Consider the following 8749-nt stretch of genomic DNA (forward strand, 5'->3'; position numbering starts at 1 on the left):
GTGGCCACCTCCGTGGCCACCGGGCCCGGCGATAGTCTTGGGTCTTGTTCGAAACATGATTCGAGGCGCGGGCGCCGAGCGCATGCGCGGCAGAGGAGTTGAGGCCAGGTGGAGTTCCAGCTGCTCGGACCGGTGAGCGTCGCCGGGGGCAGCGGACCCGTCCCCCTCGGCCCGGCCAAGCGCCGCAGCCTGCTCGCGGCGCTGCTGCTGCGGGCGGGCACGCCGGTCTCGGTGGACGCCCTGACCGAGACCCTGTGGGACGGTGAACCGCCGCTGCACGCGCGCACCGTCATCCAGGGCCACATCTCCCGGCTGCGCGCCCTGCTCGTCGAGGCGGGACTGGACGCGTACGGCGTGGAACTCGCCACGCAGGGCGGTGCGTACGCCCTCCAGTTCCCGGAGACCCTGCTCGACGTCAGCCGCTTCGAGGACCTCGTCAAACTGGCCGGACGGCAGCGGGAGCCCTCGGACACGGCGCTGATGCTGCGGGAGGCGCTCGCGCTGTGGAACGGGCCCGCGCTGACCGGCACCGTCGCCACGGAGCCGATGCTGGCCGCCGCGCGGGGACTTGAGGAGAGCCGCCTCGTCACCGTCGAGCAGCTCGCCGAGGCGTACGGAAAGCTCGGCTCGCACGGCCAGGCCGTGGGGCTGCTGCGCGCGGAGTCGGTCCAGCACCCGCTGCGGGAGGCCCTGGTGGCGGCCCTGATGCGAGCTCTCCAGCGGTGCGGCAGGCAGTCCGAGGCGCTGGAGTTCTACCACCGGACGCGCGAACTCCTCGCCGAGGAGCTGGGGGTGGACCCCGGCAAGAAGCTGCGCCGGGCGTACGAGGAGATCCTCAACGGGGAGCCCGACACCGGGGCCCACCCGATGCTGGGCGCTCCTCCGCCGCGCCGGCGCGGGCGGTACGACATGGGCCTCGGGGGCGGCGGTGCTTCTCCCGCTGGTTACGCCGCTGCTTCCCCCGCCGCATCCAGCGCCGCATCCACCGGCTCCCCCGCGACCGGCGGCTCTCCTGGCGCCGCCGGGACCACCGCTCCCGCCGGGACCTCCGCCGCCGTTGCGGGAAGCCGGGCCGTGCCGCAGGCAGGGACGGGGCCGGTGGAGCGAGGCCGGGGGCCCGCGGCTGAGCAGACGCAGGAGACGCAGCGGACGCAGCCCGCGGCGCCGGGTGCCGGTGGTGCTCAGGACGCGAGCCCCGCCGCTCCCGTCTCCCCCGAGGCCCCGGCGGAAGGGCCCACGCCCGGCAACGCGATCCCCCGCCTGCTGCCCCGCGCACCCCGCGCCTTCGCCGCCCGCGACGAGCAGCTCGCCGCCCTGAAAACCGTGCTCGCCGAGGAGACGGAAGCGCCGATCGTCCTGCTCACCGGTGCCGCGGGCGTGGGGAAGACCGCCCTCGTCCTGCAGTGGGCGCACCACCACGCGGACCCGGAGACGGAGGGCCACCTCTTCGCCGACCTCCGCGGCTTCAGCGGCGGCGACCCCGCCCACCCCGAACGCGTCCTGCGGGAGTTCCTCCTCGCCCTGGGCGTGCGGCAGCAGGACGTGCCGGCCGGCATCGAACCGGCGGCGGCCCTCTACCGCTCGCTCCTCGCCGAACGGCGCATCGTCGTCGTCCTCGACAACGCCCACGACTCCGCCCAGGTCCGCCCGCTCCTGCCCGGTGCGTCCCACTGCACCACCCTCATCACCAGCCGCAACCGCCTCGACGGCCTCGTCGCCTCGGACTGCGCGCGCCCCGTGCCGGTCGGCGCGCTCAGCGAGCGCGACGGCGCCGAGCTGTTCCTCCGCGCCCTGGGTCAGAGCGCGGGGCTTGACGCCGACTCCGAAGACGTACGCAGGATCGCCCGCCTCTGCGACGGCCTGCCGCTCGCGCTGCGCACCGCCGCCGCCCGGCTCATCGGGCGCCCCCAGCGGTCCGTGGCCGGCCTGGCCGCCGAACTCGCCGACGAGGAGCAGCGGCTGGCCCTGCTCTCCGCAGAGGACACCGGTGTCGCGGCCGCGCTGCGCACCTCGGTGGCCCAACTGCCGGGCAGTGACGCCTGGTTGCTCGCCGCGCTGGCCCGCGCCTCCACGCCGGACGTGGACGCGCACCGGGCCGCCGACCTCGCGGGGGCGAACGTGTCCGCCACCCGCGAGGGACTCGACCGCCTGGCCGCGGCGCACCTGATCCAGGAGGAGGGCGCGGGGCGCTACGTCCTGCCCGATCTGGTACGGCTCTTCGCCCGCGGTCTGGACGGATCCGGAACCGCGACGTTCCGCAGGCCCCGCCCCGAGGAACTGCGGCGGCCCGTACCGGGCTCCTCCCTGTGAACCCGGCCCCGGCCCGCATCTCCCCGTGCGACGCGTGAACGAGTCATTAGCCGGGTGTTAGCGGAACGCCAGTGGCGGGCGGCAGGCTCAGTGGAGCAAGCCCGAGCGACCACCACTCACGGGGGAGACACCGCCATGCGCACCACCGCTCGCACCACGCGTGCCGCGCTCGCCGTCGCCGCCCTCGCCGCCCTCTCCCTCTCGCTCACGGCGTGCGACGGCGACGGCGGGAGCGATGACGGGAGAGCGAACGGGGCCGGGAGGGGGAGCGGGGACGCCGGCGACGGGGCATCCGTCACCGGCAAGGCGTCGGCCAGCGCGTCCGGTCGTCCGGAATCCCTCGCTCCGGCCGCCGACGGCGACTGCACGCCGCGCACCGCGGAGATCAGCATGGAGGACACCGGCGGCACCGCGCCCGCCGTCCTGCTCAAGATCACCAACAACGGCGGCAAGGCCTGCGCCGTCCACGGCGCCCCCCTCGTCAGCGACCCGACGACGGGCAAGAACCTCCCCGCGGCCCGGAACACCCGCCCCAGATCGGTCGTCCGTCTCGCGCCGGACCGGTCCGCCTACGCCGCGATCAACCTCGCGGGCATGGACGCCGAAAGGACCCACCGCTCCAAGACCCTCGCCGTCACGCTCGTCACCAAAGGCGGCAGGGCCACGGACGGCAGCGTCACGGTGAACTCCCCCGGCGCCGCGGGCCTGCTGCTCGACGCCGGCTCACGCGTCACGTACTGGCAGAACAACCTCGAGGACGCCATGTCGTAAAGGCGACGCCACGTCGCGACGGCTCCGCGTCCTCCCCTGATCCACAGCCGGTCTGTGTCCCACTTTCCCCCGAGTGGCACGGGCCGGCTGTGTCATGCCCGCCACGGGGTAGGCATCGCCGCATGAAACTTCTCGTACGCGACCGGCTGCTCGGCATCGGTGACGACTACTGGATCGAGGACGACCAGGGCCGGAAGGTCTTCCTCGTCGACGGCAAGGCGATGCGTCTGCGCGAGACCTTCGAGCTGAAGGACATGGAGGGCCGCGTCCTCATCGACATCCGCGCCAAGATGCTGGCGCTGCGCGACACGATGGTGATCGAACGGGACGGCTCGGAGCTGGCCACGATCAAGCGCAAACGCCTCTCGCTCCTGCGCAACCACTACCGCGTGGACCTGGTCGACGGCACCGAGCTCGACGTGAGCGGCAAGATCCTGGACCGCGAGTTCGCCATCGAGTACGACGGCGAACTCCTGGCCGACATCTCCCGCCGCTGGTTCCGGGTCCGCGACACGTACGGCCTCCAGATCGTCCGGGACGACGCCGACGCGTCCCTCCTCCTGGCCGTCGCGGTCTGCGTGATCCGCCTGGCCGAGAAGGAGCGGGGCGACGACGACTGAGCGGTCCTGACGCGGTCTCAGCGCCGGGGCGCGTCCACCCCGAGGAGCCGGTCCTTCAGCGCGGGGAACTGCTCGCGCGTGGCCGCCACCTTCGCCGGGTCGAGTTCGACGGTGAGAATCTCCTCGCCGTCCCCCGCCTCGGCGAGCACCTCGCCCCACGGGTCGACGACGATGCTGTGCCCGGCCTGGGGAACCCCGGCGTGCGTACCGCCGGTGCCGCACGCGAGGACGTACACCTGGTCCTCGACGGCCCGCGCCCGGGCGAGCAGCGTCCAGTGCTCACGCCGCCGCGCGGGCCAGCCCGCGGGGACGACGAACATCTCGGCGCCCGCGTCGACGAGCCCCCGGAAGAGCTCGGGGAAGCGGAGGTCGTAACAGGTGGCGAGCCCGATCATCGTCCCGGGCGTGCGCACGGTGACCAGTTCGCCGCCCGCGCCCATCAGGACGGCCTCGCCCTTGTCGAAGCCGAACCGGTGGATCTTCCGGTACGAGGCGGCCAGTTCACCCTCGGGCGAGAAGACGAGCGAGGTGTTGTAGAGGTCCCCCGAAGCGTCCCGCTCCGGAATGGACCCCGCGTGCAGCCAGACGCCCGCGTCACTCGCGGTCTTGGCCATCGCCTCGTACGTGGGCCCCTCCAGCGGCTCCGCCTCGCTCGCGAACGACTCGTAGGCGAAAGCGCCCGTGCTCCACAGTTCGGGAAGAACGACGAGATCCGGCCGCTCCCGCCCGGCTACCTCACGGACCAGCGAAGAGACCCGCGAGCGGCGGGTATTGACCGTTTCGCCCTCGTCTACGGCGATCTGGATGAGGGAGGCGCGCACACTACCACCGTCCTGGCATTCGAGCCGTCAATGCAGGCCTACGATCGTCACACGAAAGCACTGCCGGGGTGCCTGCGGGCAGCGTAACTTAACGTCTCAGACACCCACCGCCCGCGTACGACCGTCGAGGGGTCCCGTGAGTCTCCATCCCAGCCTGCAAACCTACGCCGACGCCTGGACCCAATCCGTATCAGCCATATCCGAGCTGGTGTCACCGCTCGCCGAGGGAGAGTGGAACTGGGCCACCCCCTGCCCCGGCTGGTCGGTGCGGGATGTCGTCTCCCACGTCATAGGCCTGGACTGCGAGATGCTGGGCGACCCGCGTCCCATCCACACCCTGCCCCGCGACCTGTACCACGTACAGACCGAGGGCCAGCGGTACATGGAGGTGCAGGTCGACGTCCGGCGCCACCACACCGCGCCCGAGATGACCTCCGAACTGGAGTACACGATCATCCGCCGCTCACGGCAGCTGCGGAACGAGTCGCGTGACCCCTCCCACAAGATCCGTGGCCCGCTCGGCACCGAGCAGACCCTCGAACTGGCCATGCGCATGCGGGCGTTCGACGTCTGGGTGCACGAGCAGGATCTGCGTACGACGCTGCGGAAGCCCGGAAACCTGGACTCCCAGGGCGCGTTGGTGGCGCGCGACCTCCTGCTGCAGGGACTGCCCAAGGTCGTCGCCAAGAAGGCCGCGGCCCCGGCGAACTCGGCGGTCGTCTTCGACGTGAGCGGGCCCGTCGAGTTCCTGCGCACGGTCCGTGTCGACGCCGACGGCCACGCCACGGTCGACGGCGCCCCCTCGCTCGGCCCGCTCGCCACGCTGAGCCTGGGCTGGGAGACATACGTCCGCCTGGCGTGCGGCCGCGTCCCGCACGCCTCGGTGGCCGACCGGATCAAGGTCGAGGGCGATCAAGGCCTGGGCGAGGCGATCCTGCGGGAGTTCGCGGTCACGCCGTAGCCCTGGCCCGCCTCGGCTCAGACGGGTACGTGGACCGCCTCGGCTCAGACGGGTACGTGGACCGCCTCGACGCGGCTGGCGACAAGACGCTCCTTCTCCCTGCGCACCGCGCGCGTCCGCAGCCGCAGGATCTGGCTGAGGCCCACCGCCTCCAGGACGAAGACGGCGGAGAAGGCGATCCGGTAGTTGTCGCCGGTCGCGTCCAGGAGCACGCCGATGGCAAGGAGCGTCGTCATGGAGGCGACGAAGCCGCCCATGTTCACGATGCCGGACGCGGTGCCCTGGCGCTCCGGCGGGTTCGCGGGCCGCGCGAAGTCGAAGCCGATCATGGAGGCGGGGCCGCAGGCGCCGAGCACGGTGCACAGCGCGATGAGCAGCCCCATCGGGGCGTGGTCGCCGGGGTAGTGGATCGTGATCGCCCACATCGCGGCCGTCATGGCGACGGTGCCGATGGCCAGTGGCGTGCGGGCCGCGTGGTGCCGGGCGACGATCTGGCCGTAGACCAGGCCCACCACCATGTTGGACAGCACGACGAGGGTGAGCAGCGCCCCGGCCGTCCCGCGCGAGAGCCCCTGCGCCTCGACGAGGAACGGCAGGCCCCACAGGAGCAGGAACACCATCGCGGGGAACTGCGTGGTGAAGTGCACCCACAGTCCGAGCCGGGTGCCGGGCTCGCGCCAGCTCAGGGCGATCTGCTTGCGCACGAAGGCCCCGCCGGTGTGCCGCACCGGCTCCGGCTCGTGCCCCTCGGGGTGATCCTTGAGGAACAGCGTCATCAGGACGAGGACGACAACGCCGCACAGCGCGCTGCCCGCGAAGGCCGCGGTCCAGCCGACGGAGTGCAGGAGCCGGGCCAGGACGAGGGTGGAGACGAGGTTGCCCGCCATGCCGACCAGGCCGGCGAGCTGGGCGACCAGCGGGCCGCGCCGGGCCGGGAACCAGCGGGTGCCGAGGCGCAGCACACTGATGAAGGTCAGCGCGTCACCGCAGCCGAGCAGCGCGCGGGACGCGAGCGCCATTGAGTACGAGGGGGAGAAGGCGAAGCCGAGCTGTCCCAGCGTGAAGAGCACGACTCCGATGGTCAGCACCCGCTTGGTGCCGAGCCGGTCGACCATCAGGCCGACGGGTATCTGCATGCCCGCGTAGACGAGCAGCTGAAGGATCGAGAACGTCGAGAGCGCGGACGCGTTGACGTGGAAGCGGTCGGCGGCGTCGAGCCCGGCGACGCCGAGCGAGGTCCGGAAGATGACGGCGACGAAGTAGACGGCGACGCCGATGCCCCAGACGAGCATCGCCTTCCTGCCGCCGGGAGGATCGCCGGGCAGGGAGACGGGGGCGGAGGCCGAGCTCATCGGGACCTCCGGTAACGGGTGAGTGGGAGGGAAACATGCCGCGAAGCGGCAGAAGAAAACCCGGCGACGGCGGACGGAGACCCGTCAAAAAGCACCCTCATCGGACCTCGCCCCGAGCAAGCTCCCGAAACCACCCGACGTGCCGGGTGACCACGGCGACCGCCCCGTCCGCGTCCCCGGCGCGCAACGCCCCAAGAATCTCCTCGTGCTCGGCAAGCGTCTTGGCGATCCGGTCAGGATGGGAGTGCATCACCGCGACCCCCATCCGCAACTGCCGGTCACGAAGCTGGTCGTACAGCCGGGCAAGAATCTCGTTCCCCCCACTCCGCACGATCTCCGCGTGGAAGCACCGGTCGGTCACGGCGGCAGCGGAAAGATCTCCGGCAGCGGCCTGTTCCCGCTGCTGCCGCAGCAGCTCTTCAAGCCGGGAGATCAACGCCGAAGGCGCAGGCACCGCCTTGCGCACCGAGTGGGTCTCGACCAGGAGCCGCGTCTCGACGACATCGGCGATCTCCTGCGCGGACACCGGCAGGACGAGCGCGCCCTTCTTCGGGTAGAGCCGCAGGAGCCCCTCCACCTCCAGCTTCAGGAGGGCCTCGCGCACCGGGGTGCGGGACACCCCGACGGCCTGCGCGAGCTCGCCTTCGGTGAGCAGCGTGCCGCCCTCGTACCTGCGGTCGAGCACGCCCTGTTTGACGTGCGCGTACACCCGCTCCGCGGCGGGGGGCTGCTTCAGGGGCCGGGCAGGGGCTCGGGTGGGGGACGAGGCGGGTGCGACAGGCATGCGCACAGCATAGATACAACACGTACCCATGAGGTCGTCCATTCCACGATCCGGACATCACCCACATCACCCTTAATTGACGGCGTTCAGGCGCATCCATTTGCCTCTCTCGTGTGTCTCACTATCGAGCGGCACCCTCATGTGGCCGCATTCCAGGGGCATTTGGAGCATTCAACTTGAACACCCCCATTAAGGGCATTCGCCGCGCATCGGCCGTAATCGTCACTGCGGGTGCGGTCATCGCGGGCGGAGCGCTCACCACCCCGGCCCATGCGGCCGCGCTGCCCAAGCCGTCGATCGTCGCCAAGGGCGGCTTCGTCATGAACAACGGCACGGGCAAGACGCTCTTCACCAAGTCCGCGGACACGCGCCGTTCGACGGGCTCCACCACCAAGATCATGACGGCGAAGGTGGTGCTCTCGCAGACGAACCTGAACCTCAACTCCAAGGTCAAGATCGAAAAGGCCTACAGCGACTACATCGTCAAGAACACCGCCTCGTCCGCCCGGCTGATCGTCGGCGACAAGGTCACCGTCCGCCAGCTCCTGTACGGCCTCATGCTGCCGTCCGGCTGCGACGCGGCGTACGCCCTCGCGGACAAGTTCGGCAAGGGCTCCACCCGCTCCGCCCGCGTGAAGTCGTTCATCGGCAAGATGAACGCCCAGGCCAGGAGCCTCGGCATGACGAACACGCACTTCGACTCCTTCGACGGAATCGGCAACGGAAGCAATTACTCCACGCCCCGCGACCTGACGAAGCTCGCCAGCAGCGCGATGAAGAGCTCCACGTTCCGTACGGTCGTGAAGACGAAGTCGACGAAGCAGAAGGTCACCACGAAGAGCGGCGGCTACCGCTACATGTCGTGGTCGAACACGAACAACCTGCTCAGCAGCTACAGCGGCGCCATCGGCGTGAAGACCGGCTCCGGCCCGCAGGCCAAGTACTGCCTGGTCTTCGCCGCGACGCGCAACGGCAAGACGGTCATCGGCACGGTCCTCACCTCGACCTCGTCGACGAACCGCACGAAGGACGCGAAGAAGCTGATGGACTACGGCTTCAAGAAGTAGGCCTTCACCGGACACATCACCGGACACGTCGAAGGGGGCCCGCCGCGCTGCACGCGGCGGGCC

General features: G+C 71.1%; 8 protein-coding genes. 5 read left to right on the top strand and 3 right to left on the bottom strand.

Going from position 1 to position 8749, the window contains the following annotated elements:
* Positions 1 to 108 precede the first annotated feature (108 nt).
* The 3 genes from ACWGIH_RS43105 to ACWGIH_RS43115 all read left to right on the top strand — a co-directional run bounded on the left by ACWGIH_RS43105 (position 109) and on the right by ACWGIH_RS43115 (position 3701).
* Positions 109 to 2310: a BTAD domain-containing putative transcriptional regulator gene (locus ACWGIH_RS43105; RefSeq protein ID WP_453452668.1), complete on the top strand. Its 2202-nt coding sequence runs from the start codon at positions 109 to 111 to the stop codon at positions 2308 to 2310.
* Positions 2311 to 2445: 135 nt separating this feature from the next.
* Entirely contained in the window at positions 2446 to 3081 is a 636-nt protein-coding gene (locus ACWGIH_RS43110) for a DUF4232 domain-containing protein (RefSeq protein ID WP_453452667.1), read from the top strand.
* Positions 3082 to 3203: 122 nt separating this feature from the next.
* Positions 3204 to 3701, top strand: a complete 498-nt coding sequence (locus ACWGIH_RS43115; RefSeq protein ID WP_453452666.1) for an LURP-one-related/scramblase family protein — start codon at positions 3204 to 3206, stop codon at positions 3699 to 3701.
* Between the two features lie 17 nt (positions 3702 to 3718).
* Here ACWGIH_RS43115 and ACWGIH_RS43120 read toward each other — a convergent pair whose 3' ends face one another.
* Positions 3719 to 4522, bottom strand: a complete 804-nt coding sequence (locus ACWGIH_RS43120; RefSeq protein ID WP_453452664.1) for a carbon-nitrogen family hydrolase — start codon at positions 4520 to 4522, stop codon at positions 3719 to 3721.
* A gap of 136 nt (positions 4523 to 4658) precedes the next feature.
* On the opposite strand from ACWGIH_RS43120, the gene ACWGIH_RS43125 reads away from it, so the two are divergent.
* A complete protein-coding gene (locus ACWGIH_RS43125) occupies positions 4659 to 5483 on the top strand; it encodes a maleylpyruvate isomerase family mycothiol-dependent enzyme (RefSeq protein ID WP_453452663.1) in 825 nt (274 codons plus the stop codon).
* A 44-nt stretch (positions 5484 to 5527) separates the two neighbouring features.
* Here ACWGIH_RS43125 and ACWGIH_RS43130 read toward each other — a convergent pair whose 3' ends face one another.
* Both ACWGIH_RS43130 and ACWGIH_RS43135 read right to left on the bottom strand, forming a co-directional pair.
* On the bottom strand, positions 5528 to 6835 hold the full coding sequence (locus ACWGIH_RS43130) for an MFS transporter (RefSeq protein ID WP_453452661.1): 1308 nt from the start codon (positions 6833 to 6835) through the stop codon (positions 5528 to 5530).
* 97 nt (positions 6836 to 6932) lie between these two features.
* Positions 6933 to 7619 (bottom strand): GntR family transcriptional regulator, encoded by a 687-nt coding sequence (locus ACWGIH_RS43135; protein ID WP_453452659.1) that lies wholly within the window; start codon positions 7617 to 7619, stop codon positions 6933 to 6935.
* A 176-nt stretch (positions 7620 to 7795) separates the two neighbouring features.
* On the opposite strand from ACWGIH_RS43135, the gene ACWGIH_RS43140 reads away from it, so the two are divergent.
* Positions 7796 to 8686 carry a D-alanyl-D-alanine carboxypeptidase family protein gene (locus tag ACWGIH_RS43140; protein ID WP_453452657.1) on the top strand — a complete coding sequence of 297 codons (891 nt, stop codon included), beginning with the start codon at positions 7796 to 7798 and terminating at the stop codon, positions 8684 to 8686.
* Positions 8687 to 8749: the final 63 nt, after the last annotated feature.

Source organism: Streptomyces sp. NPDC054872 (genome assembly GCF_053610705.1).

Bases quoted from the DNA above. Each gene is read 5' to 3' on its own strand.
- ACWGIH_RS43110 (WP_453452667.1), top strand. From the start codon at position 2,446: ATGCGCACCACCGCTCGCACCACGCGTGCCGCGCTCGCCGTCGCCGCC.
- ACWGIH_RS43115 (WP_453452666.1), top strand. From the start codon at position 3,204: ATGAAACTTCTCGTACGCGACCGGCTGCTCGGCATCGGTGACGACTAC.
- ACWGIH_RS43130 (WP_453452661.1), bottom strand. From the start codon at position 6,835: ATGAGCTCGGCCTCCGCCCCCGTCTCCCTGCCCGGCGATCCTCCCGGC.
- ACWGIH_RS43135 (WP_453452659.1), bottom strand. From the start codon at position 7,619: ATGCCTGTCGCACCCGCCTCGTCCCCCACCCGAGCCCCTGCCCGGCCC.